Raw genomic sequence first — 17,999 nt, forward strand, 5'->3', positions numbered from 1 at the left:
CCGCCGTCGCGGCGACGGGGCATCGTGGCAGGTGTGGAGTTAGTGGATCTCGTCATCCGGGTCGGGCAGGAGCGGGATGAGGTCGGCGACGGCGTCATAGGCCTTGGCCTGGCAGAGGCGGGCGGCTTCTTCTACCAGCAGGCGGATCAGCTCGCTGCCTTCGGCAGGCAGAATGGCAAGCGCCTGCTGCAGGTGGTCACGGGCAGTTTCATAGCGCAGGTCGGGAAACAGACTCATGGTGCGTCCCACTAACGCCCCCAGCCGAGGATTCTGGTCGCCGGCCCTCGCCGGGCCGTTACCGGCATCGGCGCAGTTTGATGCCAATTGTCAGTAAGCCCCCGTGGTGTGATGGTTCACCACGAGGGCCTGATGCGGCTCAGTTGTCGTTGCTGCGGCGGCGATATTCGCTGGCGAAATACAGCGCCACCACGGCAAACACCGCGCCGATACCGACCTGCAACCAATCCATATTGGCAATCAGGTCAGAGGCGAAAGCTACGCCGCTAAAGCTCTGGTCGGAGGTGATCCAGTGTTCCAGATAGGGCGTATCGGGTAGCGCGGAGCGGTATTCCATGAAGCGCCAGATATGGGTGGCGAAGGGATGGAGGCCCCCCAGAGTCACCCATTCCAGCGTCGACAGCAGCGCCGGCAACAGCAGGGAAATGGGGATGGCCCAGCGGCCGACGGCGGTGGCCATGGCCCCGACCAGCGCCATGGCCGGCAGATACCACAGCAAGCCGCAGACCAGCACCGACAGGATGGCCAATGCCACCTGGCCATAGATGCCGACAATGCTGGCCAGGGTCGCCCCGGTGCCGGTGCCATTGATCAGCATGGTGGCATAGGCCACCCCGAACAGCAGCACGCCGCTGAGCAGGGCCACGGCATAGACCGTGCCGGGCAGGATGGTCAGCGCCGCCGTCAGCTTGGCCAGCAGCATTTTGAAATCGCTGACCGGCATCGACTTCCAGAACAGCATGGCATTGTTGCGCTTGTCGGCGGCAAAGCCATCGGCGCAGTAAAAGAACAGCACCGAGATCAGATAGAGCGACCAGCCCAGCCCGAAGCCGAGAAAGCCGACTTCGAACACCCGCAGCGGCGCCACGGTGAAGATGGCGCCGGAAAAGCGGGCATCGACGCGGCCCACGGTAAAGGCCAGCACGGTGGCGCCGAACAAAACGGCCACCAGCAGCAGCGGCCCGATCAGGAAGGCCCCCTTATGCTCGATCAGCTCGCGGTGGATGAGCGCGATAAAAGCCTTCATCGGGCGGTCTCCGGATTGGCGGTGGGACGCTGCATCAACGCGACGAAGAGGTCGCTGAGGGTGGGGGTGGAGAGCTTGCCGAAGGGCTCGAGCAGATTGCGGTCGACGCCATCAAAGATCATCACCGTCTGGCCGAAGCGGGTTTCCTCATAGACCGGATGGTAGGCGCGGGCCGCGTCCTGCGCCGCCGGATCGCTGATCACCAGCTGGGTGAATTTGTCGTTCACCGTTTCCATCTGCATATGCAGGATCAGATCGCCATCGCGGATGAACATGATGTCGGAGAGCATGAACTCGATCTCGTCCACCTGATGGGTGGTGATCAGCAGGGTCCGCTCCTCGGTCATGTAATCTTCGAGCAGGCGTCGGTAAAAGCGCTTGCGATAGGTGATGTCGAGGCCGAGCGTCGGCTCGTCGAGCACCAGCAGCTTGGCGTCGATTGCCATCACCACCGCCAGATGCAGCTGGGCGACCATGCCCTTGGAGAGATGCTTGACCTTCATCTCGGGGCGAATGTCGGTGCCTTCGAGGAAGGCGCGCGCCTTGTCCTGCGAAAATTTGGGATGGATGTTGCTGAGCAAAGCGAACAGCTCGCGCACCCGCAGGAAGCGCGGCAGGCTGGCCACGTCGGAAATGAAGGCGACGTTTTCCATCAGCTTGGCGCGCTGGGCGAAGGGGTCCTCGCCCAGAACGCGGATGGTGCCTTCGCAATTGGTCAGGCCGAGCATGGCGTTGAGCGTGGTGGTCTTGCCGGCGCCATTGTGGCCGATCAGGCCATAGATGCGGCCGGCGGGAATATCGAAATCCAGCCCATGCAGGATTTCCTTGCGGCCAAAGCTCTTGCGCAGGCCGCGGGCGGAAACGATGGGTTCGAGGCTGGTGGAGAGGGAAAGCTCAGTCATTTTCTGCACCTGTGGCAGGAGAACTGGAAAGCAGGGTTTTCAGATCAAGATCGAGCGCCTTGACCTGGGCGAGGATGCGGGGCCAGTCGTCCTTGAGGAATTTGTCGCGTTCATGGGCGAGCAGTTCGGCCCGCGCTCCGGTTTTGACGAACATGCCCAGCCCTCTGCGTTTTTCGACCACGCCAATATCGACCAGCGCCTCGAATGCCTTGGTGACCGTCAGCGGATTGACCGACAGGTCGGCGGCGATCTGGCGGACCGAGGGCAACGCCTCGCCCTCACCCACCGTTCCGCGCAGGATCATCTCGGCAAGCCGTTGCCTGATCTGCACGAAGATCGGCTGGCTGGTGTGAAAATCATCCATGTGTGATGCCTGTGTAGTGTGCTGGTTATGTAGCACACTGATGGGGTGAGTCAAGATGTTTCCGCTCTCCCCTTCTCCCCTTGCGGGAGAAGGTGCCCGAAGGGCGGATGAGGGGTCACTTTCGTTCGCGCCGAAGCATGGGTGAACGCAGCACCCCTCACCCTGGATTTCTGCTGAACGCAGAAATCCTGTCCCTCTCCCTCAAGGGGAGAGGGGGGTAGTGGTTTGTGGCGCAGGCGAAGCCTGTTAGCCGACCAGAACGGGGTGGCCGCAGCGGACGCCGTAGACTTGCACATCGGCTTCGCCGAGCGACAGGCCGACCAGGGTCAGAATTCTTGTGATGGTGAGGTCGAGGGTGGGCGCCAGCGGGGCGAGCAGATTGTTCAGCGCCGGGGCGATGATGCCGAGCGGGATGCCGATGGCGTTGAGGGTGAGCCGGCCCAGCAGCGAGCCGACCAGTGAGCCGACCGGGGTGCTGGTTTTGGCGGTCTTGACCGTGCCGGCGGCGATCTCGGCCGGTGAAAAGCTCAGCGCCACCGGCTGGGTCTGGGCGATATTGGCCTCGGCCGCGCCGGTGACCTTGAGGCCGATGAGGTTGATCAGCACCGCCTCGGTGATATTGGGCGGGGTGTTGAAGGCGCCGAAGCTTTGCGGCGTCACTTCGCCCAGAATGAGCCGGGCAATGCCGGGGCGCGTCAGGATGGTGGCGCTGCCGGATTTATTGCTGCCGGAGGGGCAGGATGCCGATGCCACCACCGCCTCGGCGTGGGCGACTTCGAGATAGAGCGGCAGGCGCACATCGAGCAACGGCAGCAGGGGCAGTAGCGGCAGTTTCAGGCCGAGTTCGGACAGCAGCCGCATCCGCACCTGCGCGGTGCGGATCACCGTGCCGGTGCTGCCAATGCCATACCAGCCACCGCCCTGCGGCGGCTCGCCCACCGCCAGATCGATGCTGATGCGGGTCAGCCCCGGCACGCCGGCGGTGAGGCCCAGCGAGACCTGATGCTGGCCATCGCTGAGGCCGGCGCTGGCGGTCAGCAGCTCGAGCGCCGAAATCTTGGTGAACAGGCCTTGTCCCGTGCCCGAGCCGATGGCCATGCGACCCAGCGGGCCGAGATCGAGCAATTGTCCGAGCCTGACCTTGCCATTGTGGCTGGTCGAGCCGGCCAGCTTGGCCATGGCGCTGCGTTCGGCGCCGGTCAGCAGGCTGGCCAGCGCCCCGGCCAAGGTGGCGTGATCGACCGACATGGCCAGCAGGTCGTCATAGCTGCCGGCGGTGAGATTGAGCTTGCCGGCCAGCGCGTCGAGCAGGCCGAATGTATCGACGCGAGCGCTGAGCAGGGCCTGGTAGTCGAGGGCGGAGAGGCTGACATCGACTTCGAGCAGGGGCTTGAGCACCGCATTGGCGATGCCGTCATTGAGGCTGGCGAGGCGCGAACCGATGGAGAAGGAGACTTGCGGGGTGACCGAGGCGATGGCGCCGGCCCCCAATATCGGCGCATCGGCCCAGCTCTTGGCGAAATGCAATTGGCCGGGGCGCTGGAACTGTACCGACACCGCATTGAGTGGGCTTTTCCCGGCGACGAAGCGGGCGGCGGCGGGCATAGCAGGGTCGGGATTGTAGTGGCCGGTGATCACCGTCAGGCCGCTGGTCGAGCCGGCGGGGAGCAGCCCGGCCTCCACCAGCGAGGTCTGGGCCAGGCTGGCCGCCCGGCCCGGATCGCCGGCGGCCGACAATGCCGCCAGATCGACGCCATTCTGGATCATGCGGCGCTCGTGATAGAGGGCGGCGCCATCGACGGCGACGGCCGAGACCATGGCCGACACGGCAAAGCCCATGGCGAACAGCACCGCCATATTGGCGCGGCTATCGGCGCAAAAGCGGGCCCACAAATTCATATGCCGCCCCGGCGAATGGTCGAGCTATAGGCGATCTGCTGGCTGGGCAGCGGCAGCGGCAGATAGAGGTTCCAGATCGGCAGTTCGGAGGCGTCATAGGTCAGCGTCACTCGGTAATGTTCGGGGTCGCCCGGCTTGTCGCCGATGCGCACCGTCAGCCGCCGCCGATCGATCAGCGCATAGCTATCGGCATTGGCATCGAGAAATTCTTTGACCAGCCTGTTGCGTTCGGGCTCGTCGAGCCCGGCAATGGCGGTGCGGGCGGCGTCGGCCGCCAGCTGCTGCAGCGCATGGGCAGCGCCGAAATAAATGCCATAGGCCAGCATGCCGGTCAGCAGCAGCAGGAAGACCGGGGTCAGAATGGCAAATTCGACAGCCGAAGTGCCGCTGCTATCGCGGACCCAGCCAGCAATCGGGCGCATGGCATATCCTCCAGCCCCCATCTTGGCCCGGCAAGCCTGTCCGGCGGTGAGCGCGGCGCTAGGGGCCAGTGCCTATTCCGCTTGGTAGAAATGCCGATGGGCAGGCCGGGAAGATTGGCCTTGCACCTCTGCACAAGATCACTACCAATAGAGTACCAATTGGAGACCACTCATGAGCAAATACCCGTTCAAAATTGAAATCTGCGTCGAGGGCATCGATGGTTTGATGGCGGCGCAGGATGCGGGTGCCGACCGGGTGGAGCTATGCGCCGGGCTGGTGGAAGGCGGGCTGACGCCGAGCCTGGGCGTGGTGCGCGAATCGCTGCGGCAGGCCAGCATTGCCTTCCACGTCATCATCCGCCCGCGCGGTGGCGACTTCCTCTATTCGGAACGCGAATTCGCCACCATGCTGGATGACGTCAAGGCGATGCGCGAGCTCGGCGTGGCCGGTGTGGTCATTGGTTGCCTGACGCCGGATGGCCGCATTGACGAGGTCCGCACCAAGGCGCTGGTCGAGGCGGCCGGGCCGATGAGCGTCAATTATCACCGCGCCTTCGACATGACGGCGGATTACCGCGAGGCCATCGAGGCGCTGGTGCGCTGCGGGGTGCAACGGGTGCTGACCAGCGGCCAGCGCGACACCGCCATCGAAGGCAGCGATATTCTCAAGGACTGCGTCGCCATCGCCAATGGCCGCATCGCCATCATGGCTTGCGGCGAACTCGACGCCGGCAATATCGCCCAGGTGCGGCAGGCGACCGGGGTTGACGAGATGCATTTTGCCTCGCCGGTCACCATCAAAAGCGGCATGGAATTCCGCAATCCGCATGTCGGCATGGGCGGCACCGCCATCGAGCGGGAGTATGAAATCACCCTGACTGATGTCGATGCGGTGTGCGCCACCATCGCTGCGGCGCGGCAAGCCGCCTGAGAAAATCCGGTGCTGCCCGGCATTTAGCCCCTTGCCTGTGGCGGGTTGTCACAGGAAGTCTTGTCGACCGGGGCTGATTCGCGGCCGGCATGGGAAAAATGGATTGGGGATACCAAGCGTCATGAACAAACTGATTGCGGAATTCATCGGCACGGCGGTGCTGGTGTTGATCGGCTGCGGGGCGGCCGTGCTGGGCGGCGACGCCATCGGACAGGTCGGCATTGCCCTGGCCTTCGGTCTGGCTGTGGTGGCCATGGCCTATGCCATCGGGCCGATTTCGGGCTGCCATATCAACCCGGCGATCAGCCTGGGCTTCTATCTCGATGGGCGGATGGATCTGCTGAGCATGTTTCAGCACTGGATCGCCCAGTTTGCCGGCGCACTGGTCGGCGCACTGATCCTGTGGGCCATCGTCGGCAGCAATACCGGGCTGGGCCAGAATGGCTGGGGCCCCGGCTATCTCGGCGAATACTCGATGCTGGCCGCGCTGATCTTCGAGATCGTCTTCACCGCCATCTTCGTCGTCGTCGTGCTCGGTTCGACCGGCGAACGCGCTGCGCCCCATATTGCGGGCCTTGCCATCGGGTTGTCGCTGACCGCCATCCATCTGGTCGGCATTCAGGTGACCGGCGTTTCGGTCAACCCGGCACGTAGTTTTGGCCCGGCGATTCTGGTGGGCGGCCAGGCGCTGTCCCAGCTCTGGCTGTTCATCGTCGCGCCGCTGGTCGGCGGGGCACTGGGCGCGCTGCTGTTCCGCCTGAAGCTGCTCAAGGTCTAAGCGAACGCCGCAGAGCTAGTTTGGCCGCCGGAGCGATCCGGCGGCCTTTTCTTGCCGGTGCTGGGGCGCTAGAAGCGAGGCATGGCCCGCTCCTTCCTGTTTGCGCAAGACACTGGCGACGCGGCGACGACGCGGCTGCTGGCCACGGCGGCGCAGGTCACCGGTTTCATGAAGGGCGAGCCCGGCCCGGCCCGTGCGGGTTGGTATCAGCCCGGCGCCGATAATAGTGCCATGCTGGCCCAACTGCATGAAGCGCTCCGCGCCACCCATCCCAAGGCCGGACCGGCGTTTTACGCGGTGCGGCTATGGACCAATCTGATCTGGCAGCCGGCCTATCTGGCAGTAATCGCCGCCCATATTCACGGCGCGGTGCCGGCGCTGGAAGGCTTGAGCCAGCAGAGGCGGGGGATTTATGTCGATGGTTTTCGCTTGTTGCCGGGTGCGCAGAGCAGCGGCACGCCCGAGGCGCTGATCGCCAATGCTGGGACCCAGCTCAAGGCAATGACGGCGACCATGCTGGACGAGGTCAATGCGCAGGCCAGGCTCAAGCCGCTACCGGCGCGGCGCTTGCTGGCCGATCGCATGCTGAGCCTGATGGTGTGGCTGAAACAGCGCCGGCCGGAACTGCCGAACGAGACCATCGAAGCCTATACGGCGCAATGGCTGGAGGTGTTGGGGCTGAGTGGCCAGGGCAGTCTGGAGCGGGTGGAAGCCAGCGGGCACAGCCTGCTGATCGTCAAGCGCAAGGGGTGCTGTCTCGATTATCTGATCACCCCCGACCGGCTTTGCGCCACCTGCCCCAAACAGGACAATGATTTGCGCATCGCCCGCCAAGTCGCCAATGCAGTAGCGGAACTGGAATAAAAAGACCGCCGCGGGCCGCGCCCGCCGCCCGCCCCGCTAGTCGAATGCTTCGTCGGGATAGACGCCCCAGAGTTCTTCCTGGTGCAGATAGCCCGAATAGGTGGCGGCGCGCTGGCCGTCCGGCGCGGTGGCGCTGACTTCGCACCAGATGCCGTCGCATTCCTTGATGGTGACCTTGAGCCCTGGCCCGAGCCGGGCGCGGATGCCGGCTTCGTCGGACTGGCCGGAACGCAGCGGAATTTCGCCATTGGCCAGCAGCGGGGTGACATAGCCGGCGCGGGTGCCGGTCAGCAGGTTCTGGTGAATCCAGCCTTCGGCGCCGTCGACGTCACGGATTTTGCGCCAGGTATCGAATTCCTGGATGATTTCGACCGGCAGGCCGGATTTAAGATAGGTCCAGGCGATATCGTATTTCTGGCCGGGGCCGACGCGCACATTGATCGGTTCGGAGCGGGTGCTGGCAAAGCGCGGCAGCGGCAGGCCGCTACTGCCCAAAGTCTGGGCTATGGCAGGCGCAACCAGCAGCAACACCGCCAACAGTGCCGACAGGGCGCGCAGCATAGCGGTGGGGTGACGGCCAAAAATGTGGCGAGGAAACTCGTCGGACATGACTTCGCAGAATAATTGGAATTGTCTTAACACTAGCCAATGATCCTTAATGGGCGCTAAAGGGGGTGGTTTTCCACAGCACGCCCCTGACCCCCGGAACTGATGGCCAGCCAGAAACCCAATGTCCTTGTGACCCGGCGCCTGCCCGAAACCATCGAGGCACGCATGGCGACGTTGTTCGAGACCCATGTCAATGAGGGCGACGTCTCGCTGACCGGTGATGACATCATTGCCGGGCTCGAAGGCAAGGATGTGCTGGTCTCCACCATCACCGACCGGATCGATGCCAGGCTGATCGCGCGGCTGCCCAAAAGCGTGCGGCTGATCGCCCAGTTCGGCAATGGCGTCGACAATATCGACATCGAAGCCGCCCGCGCCGCCGGGCTGACGGTGACCAATACGCCGAGCGTGCTGACCGAAGACACCGCCGACATGGCGATGGCGATGATGCTGGCGCTGCCGCGACGGCTGGTCGAGGGCACCCAGATGCTGGTGCGCGACCGGGTCTGGGCCGGCTGGTCGCCGACCTCGATGCTGGGACACCGGCTGCGTGGCAAGGCGCTGGGCATTGTCGGCATGGGCCGCATCGGCACGGCGGTGGCGCAGCGCGCCAAGGCCTTCGGGCTGTCGATCCATTATTTTACCCGCAATCGCCGCCCGCCAGGGGTGGAAGATCCGCTGGAAGCGCAATATTGGCCCGATCTTGACGCCATGATCGAGGCGGTGGATATCGTGTCGCTGCACACCCCGCATACCCGCGAGACCTATCATATCCTCTCGGCCGAGCGGCTGGCGCGGATGCAGCAGGGCAGTTTCGTGGTCAATGTCAGCCGGCCCGAGCTGGTCGATGAAGTGGCGCTGCTCGACGCCATCGAGTCGGGCCATCTCAGCGGCGCGGCGCTCGACGTGTTCGAGAACAAGCGCGGCATCAATCCCCGGCTGCTGGCGCTGGCCGAAGCCAACAGGATCGTGCTGACCGCGCATATGGCCTCGGCGACGCTGGAAGCCCGCATCGAGATGGGCGAGACGGTGATCGTCAATATCCGCGCCTTCATGGATGGGCATCAGCCGCCGCATCGCGTGTTGCCCGACGGGTTGCATGGGGCCAAGCTGGCCTAGACGCGGCAGCGCGCGTTTACCGCAATCGATATAATTGACTTGCCGGACGGCCGGTTTCCCTTTTAAGCCTAAGGCCGGGTGAGGAGACCCGGATCGATGGTATTTTTCCGCATGCTGCTGGCCGGCCTGGCGCTTGGCCTGATGACAACGCTGCCTGCACTGGCGCAGGTGCTGACCGAACCGCCGCTGACCGAAGCCGGCAATGGGCTGGTGCTGGCCAGCAATGGTCATGAATTCACCCTGCCACTGCCCGATTGGCTGAGCCCGGCGGAACGGCTGTCGGGCAATGTGCAGCCGCTGGTCGAGGTCAGCTTTCGCGCCGATGCCAAGCAGGCGCTGCTCGAAATCTACCCCAAGGGCGAAAGCGCCGAAGGCTGGAGCACGCTTTATGGCGCGCGCATCACGCTCGAAGCCGGGCGGCCGCTCGAGGATTATCGCAGTGCGGTGATGTATGGCTACAGCCAGACCTGCCATCCCAAGCTGAGCGGCTTTTTCCAGTTCGGCGAGGATGACGGCGAAAAGCTGGCGCCGCTGGGCTATGTCTGCGGCGCCTATCTTGACCGGCTGGAAGGCTATGCAGGGCAGGGCGAAGTGATGGTGATGGCCTTTGCCAAAACCGAAAAGGGCGTGGCCATTGTCTATCAGGAATGGCGCGGCACGCTGTTCGATCCGTCCCAGCCACGGACCTGGCCGGTGAGCACCGAGGTGCTGCAGGCCCGGGCCGAGCAGCTGCAGAGCATGGCCACCCTGCGTCTGGCCGATTGACGGCGGGGCGGGGAGGCCCTAATTCGTCCCCATGAGCAAAGATAACAAGCAAACCGGCCCCAGCCAGCGCTCGCTGCGCGTCGGCGAACTGGTGCGCCACGCACTGGCCGCGATGTTCGCCCGCGGCGAAATCGACGACGACGCGCTGCGCGGCGCGGTGATCACCGTACCCGAAGTGCGGATGTCGCCCGATCTCAAGATCGCCAACGCCTATATCATGCCGCTAGGCGGCCAGCATGCCGACGAAATCGTGGTGGCGCTGAACCGGCACCGCAAATTCGTGCGCGGCCGCGTGGCGCCGCAGCTGACCCTGAAATTCGCGCCCGAAGTGCGGTTTCATGTTGATGAGACCTTCGAAGAAGCCGGCCGCATCGACGCGCTGCTGCGCTCGGACAAGGTGCAGCGTGACCTCGACGACGAAGACGGCGAGACCGAGTGAACCAAGTCAAACGCGCCAAGCGCGCCATCTCCGGCTGGGTGGTGCTCAACAAGCCCTATGACATGACCTCGACCCAGGCGGTGGGCAAGCTGCGCTGGTTGTTCGGCGCGGCCAAGGCCGGCCATGCCGGTACGCTCGACCCGCTGGCCACCGGCATATTGCCGATTGCGCTGGGTGAGGCCACCAAGGCGGTGCCGCAGGTGCAGGATGGCACCAAAATTTACCGCTTCGCCATTCAATGGGGCAGCGCCACCACCACCGATGATACCGAGGGCGAAGTGATCGCCACCTCGGATGTGCGGCCCGACCGGGCGGCGCTGGAAGCGGTCTTGCCCAATTTCATCGGCACTATTCTGCAGCGACCGCCGATTTTCTCGGCGCTCAAGATCGATGGCGAGCGCGCCTATGATCTGGCGCGGGCCGGCGAGGTGGTGGAACTGGCGCCGCGCGAGATCGATGTCGACGCCCTCACCGTGCTCGAGCATGATGGCGAGCGCTCGGTGCTGGAAGCGCGCTGCGGCAAGGGCACCTATGTGCGCTCGCTGGCGCGCGACATTGCCGAGGCGCTGGGCACGCGAGGCCATGTCAGCATGCTGCATCGTGCCGCAGTCGGGCCGTTCACCGACGACGATGCGGTGACCATCGAGCAGCTCGAAGCCCTGACGCTGGATGAGCGCGATGCCTTGCTGAAGCCGGTCTGGGCCGGCTTTACCTACCTGCCGGAAATCCGCCTCGACGCGCAACAGGCGACCGCGGTGCGCCATGGCAATGCCGTGCTGCTGACCGGCGCCGGCGCGCCGATTTCGCTGGATGAATGCTGGGTGAGCTTTCGCGGCGAGGTGCTGGCCACCGGCTGGGTCGAATTCGGCCAGTTCAAATGCCGGCGGGTGTTTAACTAGGCCGCCCCCAAACAAAAGGCGGGGAACCCGTCCCCGCCTTGCTCTTCCTAGCGCAGGAAGAAAATGATGATGATGATCAGCCAGATCGGCACGCCGAGCAGCCAAAGTCCGATTCCACGCAGCATGTGAGTTTCCTTTCGGGGCGTTAGAAGCGGCGGAACACGCCGGTGAAGACGCGGCTATTGTCGCGGTGGTCGCCACCCTTCTGGGCGGCCCAGAAGGCGCCGATGGCCGAGACCAGCAGCGACGCCGCGAGCAGGAAGGCGCCGATAATGCCCGTATTGCGGGCAGTGCGCGCAGTCGCCACAGCCTGCTGGCGCGCCGTAGCGACATCAGCGATCGCCTGATCGACGCGAACCTGGGCTTCCTCGGCGGTCAGCCCGGTATTGGCCGCAACGCTTTCGGCAAGATAGCTGCGATCCTCGGGCGACACCGTGCCATCCCCCAAAGCAGCCTGGGCGAAGATGCCGACGGCATCAGCCCGGGCCAGAGTAGAATCGCCCTGTCGCGTGCTGCGGAACATGGTGTCGACAAAATAACTGCTGGGATCGAGTGCATCGCCGGCGACATTGGACGTCGCATTGGTGAGCGTGGCCGCGGTCGAGCCCACTGCATTGGCGGCGGCACCGATGCCGCCCACGGCAATCACCGCACCCAGCACTACGGCACCGGCCCAGACCAGCAGGCCATGGGCGCCATCGCGCAGGTCGCTTTCGTCGGCATCGGCATCGAAATGGCGCCGACGCAGGCGACCCGTTAGATAACCGCCCGCCATGAAGCTGGAGACCTGTACCCAGAGGAACCAGGTGGCAGCGGCAATGCCGACAAAGATCGGGTTGGGGCCGTCGCGGAAGCCGAAATCGAGAAAACTTAGACCGATGGCCGAACCGAAACTGATCAGCACGACGCTGATGGCGGAGGCCAGAACAATGCCGGCGATGATCGCCGGCCAGTCGACATAGGACGACTGATCGCGGCGGGCGGCGGCGGCTTCAACGACGGTGACGCTGGTAGGCGCTTCAATGGTCATGACGGCAGCTCCTGCTGTTGCGTGAAGGTTTCGCTCCGGGAGCCGGCTAGTTCAGCCCGATGAACGACAGGATAGCCATGACGATGACCACGAGGCCGACGAGGTAGATGATGGAGTTCATGGGGAAGTGCCCTGTTGGTGAGACGCAGTGTCCAATCAACCAAGCGCGCTCAAAATCGTTCCCTCTACCGGCCAGATTTAGGCCAAAGGGTGGCCAACAAAAAAGGCGGGGATTGCTCCCCGCCTTTCGCAATATCGCTGTGGATCGCTTACAGCCCGTCGGTGACGACATGGCTGAAGGCGCCAACCGGCTCCTTGGTGATGGCCGGGTTTTCCGGCGACACGGCGGAGAGCAGCGTGGCTACGGTCTGGTTGTAGTCGTCTTCGTTGAGCGCGCCGGTGGAACCGTCGGTCAGCTTGTTGATCTCGTTGACCTGGTAGAGCTGGTCTTCGACGGTCATCGAGCCGGTCATGTCGTTATCGACCACGATCTGCGCGGCTTCCTCGGGGTTGGCGCGGGCATATTCCCAGCCCTTCATCGAGGCGCGGACGAACTTGGTCATCTTGGCGACAAAGGCCGGGTCGGCCAGCTTGTCTTCCATGACATAGAGGCCGTCTTCGAGCATGCCGACGCCTTCGTCACGGTAGTTGAACACCGTCAGCTCTTCCGGGGTGATGCCGGCCGACAGCACCTGACCATATTCGTTGTAGGTCATGGTGGAGATACAGGCAGCCTGCTTCTGGATCAGCGGATCGACGTTGAACGCCTGCTTCAGCACTTCGACGCCATCGGCGCCGCCATCGGTGGGCAGGCCGAGCTTGGCCATCCAGGCGTAGAACGGATATTCATTACCGAAGAACCAGACGCCCAGCGTCTTGCCCTTGAAATCGGCGGTGGTTTCGACACCCATTTCCTTGAGGCAGGTAAGCAGCAGGCCCGAGGACTTGAACGGCTGGGCGATATTGACCAGCGGCACGCCGCGTTCGCGGGCGGCCAGGGCCGGGGCCATCCAGGTGGTGATGACGTCGGCGCCGCCGCCGGCGATCACCTGTTCGGGGGCAATGTCGGGGCCGCCCGGCTTGATTTCGACCTCGAGGCCTTCATCGGTATAAAAGCCCTTGGCTGCGGCGACGAAATAGCCGGCGAACTGGCCCTGCGTCACCCATTTGAGCTGCAGCGTCACGCTGTCCTGAGCCCAGACTCCCCCCACAGCTGCCATCGTCATTGCGCCTGCGAGGGCGCCGATCAGAAGTTTCTTCATTGCCGTTTTCCCTGAGTTTGGCATTGCCTATGCACCACGCACAGACGGATGCCAGAAGGTGACGCCCCGTTCGATCAGAACGATCACCCCGTAAAAGACCGAACCCGCGACGGCCGCCACCGCGATTTCGGCCCATACCATGTCGACGTTCATCCGGCCGACTTCGGTAGAGATGCGGAAGCCCATCCCGACAATGGGCGTCCCGAAGAATTCCGCTACGATTGCGCCGATCAAGGCCAAAGTCGAGTTGATCTTGAGGGCGTTGAATATGAAGGGGCCCGCAGCGGGAAGGCGCAACTTCATAAGGGTTTGCCAGTAACCGGCAGCATAGGTGCGCATCAGGTCGCGCTCGATGGCGGAGGATGCGTTGAGGCCCGCCACGGTGTTCACCAGCATGGGGAAGAAGGTCATGATGATGACCACCGCGGCCTTGGAGGGCCAGTCGAAACCGAACCACATCACCATGATCGGCGCGACGCCGACAATGGGCAGCGCCGAGACGAAATTGCCCAGCGGGAGGAGGCCCGATTTGAGGAAGGGCGAGCGGTCGATCAGCACCGCCACCACAAAGCCCAGCCCGCAACCCAGCACATAACCGATCAGCACCGCCTTCAAAAAGGTCTGCTGGAAATCGGCCCACAGCGTGGGAATGGACGCCGCGATGCGCGCCCCAATCATCGAGGGCGGCGGCAGGATCACTTGCGGCACATTGCCGGCGCGGGTGGCGACTTCCCAGATCACCAATATGGACAGGCCAAAGGTGATGGGGATGAGCAGGCCCAGCCCGGCATTGTCGGCCAGCCCCGGGGCCAGCACCCGGCTTAGCCGCTCGACAAACAGCCAGGCAAACAGCCAGGCGACGATCAGCGCCATCCAGAAGAAGGGCGGCGCCGGGATGAAGACGCCAATGGCGGTCAGCACCGCCACCGCGCCGAGCACGGTAAAGGCCCCATCGGCCCAGAGGCCCAGTGGCACGACGAAGCGGATCAGCGACAAAGTACCGAGCGCCAGAAATGCCTTGAGCAGCAGGCCCTGTTCCAACGGGGTGATCAGGCTGAAGACGAGCGCCGCAGCGCTGAGGCCACCGGCGACGATGGCGAGATAATGCTGGAGCTGGCTCATGCCGGGCGCCCCCCCATGCGACGATTGACCAGTTTTTCCACCACGCCCACGGCGATGACCAGCAGCGCAGCGAGGATGGAGGCGGCAAACAAAGCGGCCCAGATCTGGATAGTCTGGCTGTAATAGGAGCCGGCCAGCAGCTTGGCGCCGAGCCCGGCGACGGCGCCGGTGGGCAATTCGCCGACAATGGCGCCGACGAGGCTCGCCGCGACGCCGACCTTGAGCGACGCAAACAGATACGGCATGGCGGCGGGCCAGCGCAGTTTCCAGAAGGTCTGGTTGGCCGAGGCGCTATAGGTATGCATCAGATCGAGCTGGATCGCCTCGGGGCTGCGCAGCCCCTTGACCATGCCGACGGCGACCGGGAAGAAGCTGAGATAGGCCGAAATGATGGCCTTGCTCATCAATCGCGCCGGATCGGTGGGGATGCCCAGCGTGCCGGTGAAAATATTGAAGCCGATGACCACGATCAGTGGCGCCAGCGCCAGGATCGGAATGGTCTGGCTGGCGACGATCCACGGCATCAGCGAGCGGTTCATCGCCTCGTTGTGGACGATGAGCACGGCCAGCCCGATGCCCAATAGCGAGCCGAGCACGAAACCGAGCCCGGTGGCCGAGAAGGTCACCCAGGCGTGAAAGATCAGGCTGCGCGGCTTGTTGGGCGCGACCAGAGCCGTGGCATTCCACAATTCGCCAAACACCTGATGGGCGGTCGGCAGCACCGGCTTGTCCTGGTTCCAGGTGTCGACGATGAACTGGGTGGTCGTGACATTCTCGACCTTGGCGCGGCGATAGACGTCATTCTGCCACTGCGCATTCATGCCGATAGCAGCGGCATACCACACCGCGACGATGGCGAGCAGGACGAGAAGGATGGGGAGGGTGCGGGTCATGATGGTTCACCGTGCCCAGCCGTCACCCCCTCCCGGCCTCCCCCATCAAGGGGGAGGTGTCTGGCGGGTGGGTGAGGCACAATGGCGCCACAACCACTGCGGGGTACCTCCCCCTTGATGGGGGAGGCTAGGAGGGGGTGATGCGATGTCATCATCACACATGATCCCCATCATAAGAGTGCCCGGCCCGCAGCCCATCGCGCACCCGGGCGGCAATCGCCAGAAACTCCGGGCTTTCGCGGATATCGAGCGGGCGCTCGCGCGGCAGGTCGCTGTCTATGATGTCAGTCACGCGACCCGGCCGCGGCGACATCACCACGATCTTGGTCGACAGATACACCGCCTCGGGAATCGAGTGGGTGACAAAGCAGATGGTTTTCTGCGTCGCGGCCCACAGCTTGAGCAGTTCGGAGTTGAGGTGGTCGCGCACGATTTCGTCGAGCGCGCCGAACGGCTCGTCCATCAGCAGCAGATCGGCGTCAAACGCCAAGGCACGGGCGATGGAAGCGCGCTGCTGCATGCCGCCCGACAGCTGCCAGGGATATTTTTTCTCGAAGCCGCTGAGATTGACCAACTCCATGGTGCGCTGGATGCGCGCGGCCTGATCGGCCGCCGAATAGCCCATGATTTCGAGCGGCAGGGCGACGTTCTTTTCGATGGTGCGCCACGGATACAGCGCCGGCGCCTGAAACACATAGCCATAGGCCCGGCTCTGCCGCGCCTGTTCGGGCGACAGGCCATTAATGGTCAGACTGCCCGAAGTGGGCTGCTCCAGATCGGCAATGGTGCGCAGAAACGTGGTCTTGCCACAGCCCGACGGCCCGATGAAGGAAACGAACTCACCCTTTTCGATGGTGAGATTGACGTCGCTGAGCGCAACGACGTCGCCATCATTGGTCTTGAAGGTGAGGCCAAGATTGGCGGCGGAAACGACAGCCGTCATGTGAAAATCCATACGCTAGAAACGACCAAGCCCATCATACCCCCGAAGCCGGAATGCCCGACCGTTCCACCTTGCGGGGGGAAACGATGTCTTTCCACTGGCTGAGGGCGCGGTTCACGGGATTCTTTGCTTCGCGCGCCACGAATTTGCCGTGGCCGGGCTCGGTCTTCACCTCGTTTTCGACGATGGACACCTTGCCCCGGCTGAGCACATAGCGCGGCAGGCCGGTGACTTCGAAGCCTTCGAACACATTATAGTCGATGACCGACTGCTGGCCCTGGGCCGAAATGGTCTTCTTGCGCTTGGGGTCCCACACCACCAGATCGGCATCGGCGCCCACCATCACCGCACCCTTTTTGGGGTAGCAGTTGAGGATCTTGGCGATATTGGTGGAGGTGACGGCGACGAATTCATTCATCGTCAGCCGGCCGGTATTGACCCCGGCGGTCCACAGCACCGGCAGGCGGTCTTCGAGCCCGCCCGTGCCATTAGGGATTTTGGAGAAATTGCCCAGGCCAGTGCGCTTCTGTTCAGTGGTGAAGGCGCAGTGGTCGGTGGCGACGCAGGACAGCGAGCCCGACTGCAAGCCGGCCCACAGCGAATCCTGATGCGCCTTGTTGCGGAACGGCGGCGACATCACCCGGCGGGCGGCATGGTCCCAATCGGCGTTGAAATATTCGCTCTCATCCAGCGTCAGATGCTGGATCAGCGGCTCACCATAAACCCGCATGCCCTTCTGGCGGGCGCGGCGAATGGCTTCGTGGCTCTGTTCGCAGGACACATGCACCACATAAAGCGGCACCCCGGCCATGTCGGCCAGCATGATGGCGCGGTTGGTGGCTTCGCCCTCGACTTCGGGCGGGCGGGAATAAGCGTGGCCTTCCGGCCCGTTATTGCCTTCCGCCAGCAGTTTTGCCGTCATCGCCGCGACCACGTCGCCATTTTCGGCATGCACCAGCGGCAGCGCGCCGAGCTCGGCGCAGCGCTGGAACGACGAGAACATCTCGTCGTCATTGACCATCAGGCTGCCCTTATAGGCCATGAAATGCTTGAAGCTGGTGATGCCGCGATCGACCACTTCGGCCATTTCGCGCCACACCTGCTCGTCCCACCAGGTGATCGCCATGTGGAAGGAATAGTCGGTCGAAGCCAGCGAGGTCTTGTTGTCCCACATCTGCAGCGCTTCGAGCAGGCTCTGATTGGGATTGGGCAGGCAGAAATCCACCACCATGGTGGTGCCGCCGGCCAGGGCCGCGCGGGTGCCGCTTTCGAAATTGTCGGCGGAATAAGTGCCCATGAACGGCATTTCGAGGTGGGTATGCGGATCGATGCCGCCCGGCATGATGTAGCAGCCGGTGGCGTCGAGCACCGTGTCGCCGCTCAGATTTGGCCCGATTTCGACAATCACCTCGCCGTCGATCTTCACATCGGCCTGATAACTCAGGTCGGCGGTGACCACGGTGCCGTTCTTGATGACGGTGCTGCCCATTTTTT

The 17,999-nt window shown here is 63.8% G+C and carries 20 protein-coding genes; 7 read left to right on the top strand and 13 right to left on the bottom strand.

Annotated features, from left to right (window positions below):
- Nucleotides 1–39: 39 nt before the first annotated feature.
- From ACX3OW_RS03465 to ACX3OW_RS03490, 6 genes are all read right to left on the bottom strand, one after another.
- Nucleotides 40–237, bottom strand: a complete 198-nt coding sequence (locus ACX3OW_RS03465; protein WP_459094340.1) for a hypothetical protein — start codon at nt 235–237, stop codon at nt 40–42.
- 139 nt (nt 238–376) lie between these two features.
- Nucleotides 377–1,264, bottom strand: a complete 888-nt coding sequence (locus ACX3OW_RS03470) for a hypothetical protein (RefSeq protein WP_459094341.1) — start codon at nt 1,262–1,264, stop codon at nt 377–379.
- Nucleotides 1,261–2,166 (bottom strand): ABC transporter ATP-binding protein, encoded by a 906-nt coding sequence (locus ACX3OW_RS03475; RefSeq protein WP_459094342.1) that lies wholly within the window; start codon nt 2,164–2,166, stop codon nt 1,261–1,263. The genes ACX3OW_RS03470 and ACX3OW_RS03475 overlap by 4 nt, the downstream gene beginning before the upstream one ends.
- Nucleotides 2,159–2,530, bottom strand: coding sequence for a GntR family transcriptional regulator (locus ACX3OW_RS03480; protein WP_459094343.1), 372 nt, complete (start codon nt 2,528–2,530; stop codon nt 2,159–2,161). Before ACX3OW_RS03480 ends, ACX3OW_RS03475 begins: the two co-directional genes overlap by 8 nt.
- 246 nt (nt 2,531–2,776) lie before the next feature.
- Nucleotides 2,777–4,429 carry a TadG family pilus assembly protein gene (locus tag ACX3OW_RS03485; protein WP_459094344.1) on the bottom strand — a complete coding sequence of 551 codons (1,653 nt, stop codon included), beginning with the start codon at nt 4,427–4,429 and terminating at the stop codon, nt 2,777–2,779.
- Nucleotides 4,426–4,851, bottom strand: a complete 426-nt coding sequence (locus ACX3OW_RS03490; RefSeq protein WP_459094345.1) for a TadE family protein — start codon at nt 4,849–4,851, stop codon at nt 4,426–4,428. The genes ACX3OW_RS03485 and ACX3OW_RS03490 overlap by 4 nt, the downstream gene beginning before the upstream one ends.
- A 172-nt stretch (nt 4,852–5,023) precedes the next feature.
- On the opposite strand from ACX3OW_RS03490, the gene ACX3OW_RS03495 reads away from it, so the two are divergent.
- The 3 genes from ACX3OW_RS03495 (at nt 5,024) to ACX3OW_RS03505 (ending at nt 7,424) form a co-directional block, all read left to right on the top strand.
- On the top strand, nt 5,024–5,782 hold the full coding sequence (locus ACX3OW_RS03495; RefSeq protein ID WP_459094346.1) for a copper homeostasis protein CutC: 759 nt from the start codon (nt 5,024–5,026) through the stop codon (nt 5,780–5,782).
- Between the two features lie 121 nt (nt 5,783–5,903).
- Nucleotides 5,904–6,560, top strand: a complete 657-nt coding sequence (locus ACX3OW_RS03500; RefSeq protein WP_459094347.1) for an aquaporin — start codon at nt 5,904–5,906, stop codon at nt 6,558–6,560.
- A gap of 81 nt (nt 6,561–6,641) precedes the next feature.
- A complete protein-coding gene (locus ACX3OW_RS03505; protein ID WP_459094348.1) occupies nt 6,642–7,424 on the top strand; it encodes a siderophore ferric iron reductase in 783 nt (260 codons plus the stop codon).
- Between the two features lie 36 nt (nt 7,425–7,460).
- On the opposite strand, the gene ACX3OW_RS03510 is transcribed toward ACX3OW_RS03505, so the two are convergent.
- Nucleotides 7,461–8,033 (bottom strand): SH3 domain-containing protein, encoded by a 573-nt coding sequence (locus ACX3OW_RS03510; protein ID WP_459094349.1) that lies wholly within the window; start codon nt 8,031–8,033, stop codon nt 7,461–7,463.
- Nucleotides 8,034–8,135: 102 nt separating this feature from the next.
- Between ACX3OW_RS03510 and ACX3OW_RS03515 the strand changes: the two genes are divergently transcribed.
- The 4 genes from ACX3OW_RS03515 to truB all read left to right on the top strand — a co-directional run bounded on the left by ACX3OW_RS03515 (nt 8,136) and on the right by truB (nt 11,255).
- On the top strand, nt 8,136–9,152 hold the full coding sequence (locus tag ACX3OW_RS03515) for a 2-hydroxyacid dehydrogenase (RefSeq protein ID WP_459094350.1): 1,017 nt from the start codon (nt 8,136–8,138) through the stop codon (nt 9,150–9,152).
- A 96-nt stretch (nt 9,153–9,248) separates the two neighbouring features.
- Nucleotides 9,249–9,917, top strand: a complete 669-nt coding sequence (locus ACX3OW_RS03520) for a hypothetical protein (protein WP_459094351.1) — start codon at nt 9,249–9,251, stop codon at nt 9,915–9,917.
- A 31-nt stretch (nt 9,918–9,948) separates the two neighbouring features.
- Nucleotides 9,949–10,356 carry a 30S ribosome-binding factor RbfA gene (gene rbfA, locus ACX3OW_RS03525; protein WP_459094352.1) on the top strand — a complete coding sequence of 136 codons (408 nt, stop codon included), beginning with the start codon at nt 9,949–9,951 and terminating at the stop codon, nt 10,354–10,356.
- Nucleotides 10,353–11,255: a tRNA pseudouridine(55) synthase TruB gene (gene truB, locus ACX3OW_RS03530; RefSeq protein WP_459094353.1), complete on the top strand. Its 903-nt coding sequence runs from the start codon at nt 10,353–10,355 to the stop codon at nt 11,253–11,255. The genes rbfA and truB overlap by 4 nt, the downstream gene beginning before the upstream one ends.
- A gap of 145 nt (nt 11,256–11,400) precedes the next feature.
- Here the strand turns inward: truB and ACX3OW_RS03535 are convergent, their stop codons facing one another.
- The 6 genes from ACX3OW_RS03535 to hydA form a co-directional block, all read right to left on the bottom strand.
- On the bottom strand, nt 11,401–12,285 hold the full coding sequence (locus tag ACX3OW_RS03535; RefSeq protein ID WP_459094354.1) for a hypothetical protein: 885 nt from the start codon (nt 12,283–12,285) through the stop codon (nt 11,401–11,403).
- Between the two features lie 269 nt (nt 12,286–12,554).
- The gene (locus ACX3OW_RS03540; protein ID WP_459094355.1) at nt 12,555–13,547 is read right to left on the bottom strand and encodes an ABC transporter substrate-binding protein; all 993 of its coding nucleotides are present in this window, start codon (nt 13,545–13,547) and stop codon (nt 12,555–12,557) included.
- A 27-nt stretch (nt 13,548–13,574) separates the two neighbouring features.
- Nucleotides 13,575–14,669: an ABC transporter permease gene (locus tag ACX3OW_RS03545; RefSeq protein ID WP_459094356.1), complete on the bottom strand. Its 1,095-nt coding sequence runs from the start codon at nt 14,667–14,669 to the stop codon at nt 13,575–13,577.
- The gene (locus ACX3OW_RS03550; protein WP_459094357.1) at nt 14,666–15,562 is read right to left on the bottom strand and encodes an ABC transporter permease; all 897 of its coding nucleotides are present in this window, start codon (nt 15,560–15,562) and stop codon (nt 14,666–14,668) included. The genes ACX3OW_RS03545 and ACX3OW_RS03550 overlap by 4 nt, the downstream gene beginning before the upstream one ends.
- Nucleotides 15,563–15,716: 154 nt before the next feature.
- Complete coding sequence (locus tag ACX3OW_RS03555; RefSeq protein WP_459094358.1) at nt 15,717–16,505, bottom strand: ABC transporter ATP-binding protein; 789 nt, start codon at nt 16,503–16,505, stop codon at nt 15,717–15,719.
- Between the two features lie 34 nt (nt 16,506–16,539).
- On the bottom strand, nt 16,540–17,994 hold the full coding sequence (hydA, locus tag ACX3OW_RS03560) for a dihydropyrimidinase (protein WP_459094359.1): 1,455 nt from the start codon (nt 17,992–17,994) through the stop codon (nt 16,540–16,542).
- Between the last annotated feature and the right edge of the window lie 5 nt (nt 17,995–17,999).

This window comes from Devosia sp. A449 (genome assembly GCF_054489375.1).

Coding starts and splice junctions, on each gene's coding strand:
- ACX3OW_RS03465 (WP_459094340.1), bottom strand. CDS start 237: ATGAGTCTGTTTCCCGACCTGCGCTATGAAACTGCCCGTGACCACCTG.
- ACX3OW_RS03470 (WP_459094341.1), bottom strand. CDS start 1,264: ATGAAGGCTTTTATCGCGCTCATCCACCGCGAGCTGATCGAGCATAAG.
- ACX3OW_RS03475 (WP_459094342.1), bottom strand. CDS start 2,166: ATGACTGAGCTTTCCCTCTCCACCAGCCTCGAACCCATCGTTTCCGCC.
- ACX3OW_RS03480 (WP_459094343.1), bottom strand. CDS start 2,530: ATGGATGATTTTCACACCAGCCAGCCGATCTTCGTGCAGATCAGGCAA.
- ACX3OW_RS03485 (WP_459094344.1), bottom strand. CDS start 4,429: ATGAATTTGTGGGCCCGCTTTTGCGCCGATAGCCGCGCCAATATGGCG.
- ACX3OW_RS03490 (WP_459094345.1), bottom strand. CDS start 4,851: ATGCGCCCGATTGCTGGCTGGGTCCGCGATAGCAGCGGCACTTCGGCT.
- ACX3OW_RS03495 (WP_459094346.1), top strand. CDS start 5,024: ATGAGCAAATACCCGTTCAAAATTGAAATCTGCGTCGAGGGCATCGAT.
- ACX3OW_RS03500 (WP_459094347.1), top strand. CDS start 5,904: ATGAACAAACTGATTGCGGAATTCATCGGCACGGCGGTGCTGGTGTTG.
- ACX3OW_RS03505 (WP_459094348.1), top strand. CDS start 6,642: ATGGCCCGCTCCTTCCTGTTTGCGCAAGACACTGGCGACGCGGCGACG.
- ACX3OW_RS03510 (WP_459094349.1), bottom strand. CDS start 8,033: ATGTCCGACGAGTTTCCTCGCCACATTTTTGGCCGTCACCCCACCGCT.
- ACX3OW_RS03515 (WP_459094350.1), top strand. CDS start 8,136: ATGGCCAGCCAGAAACCCAATGTCCTTGTGACCCGGCGCCTGCCCGAA.
- ACX3OW_RS03520 (WP_459094351.1), top strand. CDS start 9,249: ATGGTATTTTTCCGCATGCTGCTGGCCGGCCTGGCGCTTGGCCTGATG.
- rbfA (WP_459094352.1), top strand. CDS start 9,949: ATGAGCAAAGATAACAAGCAAACCGGCCCCAGCCAGCGCTCGCTGCGC.
- ACX3OW_RS03535 (WP_459094354.1), bottom strand. CDS start 12,285: ATGACCATTGAAGCGCCTACCAGCGTCACCGTCGTTGAAGCCGCCGCC.
- ACX3OW_RS03540 (WP_459094355.1), bottom strand. CDS start 13,547: ATGAAGAAACTTCTGATCGGCGCCCTCGCAGGCGCAATGACGATGGCA.
- ACX3OW_RS03545 (WP_459094356.1), bottom strand. CDS start 14,669: ATGAGCCAGCTCCAGCATTATCTCGCCATCGTCGCCGGTGGCCTCAGC.
- ACX3OW_RS03550 (WP_459094357.1), bottom strand. CDS start 15,562: ATGACCCGCACCCTCCCCATCCTTCTCGTCCTGCTCGCCATCGTCGCG.
- ACX3OW_RS03555 (WP_459094358.1), bottom strand. CDS start 16,505: ATGACGGCTGTCGTTTCCGCCGCCAATCTTGGCCTCACCTTCAAGACC.
- hydA (WP_459094359.1), bottom strand. CDS start 17,994: ATGGGCAGCACCGTCATCAAGAACGGCACCGTGGTCACCGCCGACCTG.